The 1,332-nt window shown below is 71.3% G+C and carries 2 protein-coding genes; both read left to right on the forward strand.

Annotation, left to right across the window (positions count from 1 at the left end; genetic code table 11):
- Positions 1-43: 43 nt before the first annotated feature.
- Positions 44-877, forward strand: coding sequence for an oxidoreductase (locus tag U9980_RS28105; RefSeq protein WP_322751671.1), 834 nt, complete (start codon positions 44-46; stop codon positions 875-877).
- A 79-nt stretch (positions 878-956) separates the two neighbouring features.
- Positions 957-1,332, forward strand: a 376-nt coding sequence (locus tag U9980_RS28110) for a saccharopine dehydrogenase NADP-binding domain-containing protein (RefSeq protein ID WP_322770690.1), incomplete at its 3' end; no start/stop codon positions are given.

Raw genomic sequence — 1,332 nt, forward strand, 5'->3', positions numbered from 1 at the left:
TCGCAGGGCTGAGCCACACCCGCACCGAGATCCAGGAGACACCATGACCGCCGTGCTGATCACCGGGACGTCGTCGGGAATCGGCCGGGCCACCGCTCGGCGGCTGGCCGCCCGCCCCGACCTGACCGTCTACGCCACCGCCCGTCGGACCGAGACCCTCGCGGACCTCGCTGGTGCCGGTGCCCGCATCCTCCCCCTGGACGTCACCGACGAGACGTCCATGCGCACCGCCGTCGAAGCGGTTGAAGCCGAGCACGGCGCGGTCGGGATGCTGGTCAACAACGCCGGCTACGGCGAGTACGGCACCATCGAGGAGACGGATCTCGACGCGGTACGACGCCAGTTCGAGACCAACGTCTTCGGGCTGGCCCGGCTGACCCAGCTCGTGCTGCCCCGCATGCGTGCCACGGGCGGTGGACGGATCGTCAACGTCGGCTCGATGGGCGGCCGTCTCGTCTTCCCCGCCGGCGGCTATTACCACGCAAGCAAGTACGCCGTCGAAGCCCTCACCGACGCCCTGCGGTTCGAAACAGCCCCGTTCAACATCAGGGTCATCCTCATCGAACCGGGCCTGATCCGCACCGGTTTCGGCGACACCGCCGCCCATACCCTCGCCGGATCAGCCGCCCCCGCCGGCCCCTATGCCGCCCTCAACGCCGCCGCCGATCAGAAGATGGCCGACGGCTACCGCTCGCGCCGACTGTCGGCACCGCCTGAGGCCGTCGCCGCAGTGATCGAACGGTCCCTGTTCGCGGCCAGGCCGCGGACCCGCTATGTGGTCACCCCGGCCGCCAAGGCGCTGGTACACACCCGCCGTCTGCTCGGCGCCCGCGTCTTCGACGCCTACCTGCGTATGCGGTTCCGCGGCGCCTCGTGACCGGCGGGCCGGCCAGCCCCAACCGCCTGCACCCGACAGCTGGCGGCGGCTGCCGCATCCGCACCCATCAGGAGTCATCATGACCGCAGCCCTGATCTACGGCGCCACCGGCTACATCGGCCGGCTGTGCGCCCGCCGGGCCACAACCGCCGGCCTGCGGCCGGTGCTCGCCGCACGCAACCCGGCATCCCTCGCCGAAACCGGCCGAGCGCTCAAGCTGCCCACCCGGGCCTTCGCTCTGGACGATCCCGCAACCATCGAGGCCTGCCTGCGCGACATCACCGTCGTACTCAACTGCGCGGGCCCGTTCAGCCGTACCGCTACACCTCTCATCGACGCCTGCGTGCGGACCGGCGTCCATTACCTCGACCTCGCCGGTGAGGTGCCCGAGTTCCAGGCAGCCGCGGCCCGCCACGAGGAAGCGCTGCGGGCCGGGGTGATGGTGCTGCCGGGTG

The organism is Protofrankia sp. Cr1, from assembly GCF_963555865.1.
GTDB lineage: Bacteria > Actinomycetota > Actinomycetes > Frankiales > Frankiaceae > Protofrankia.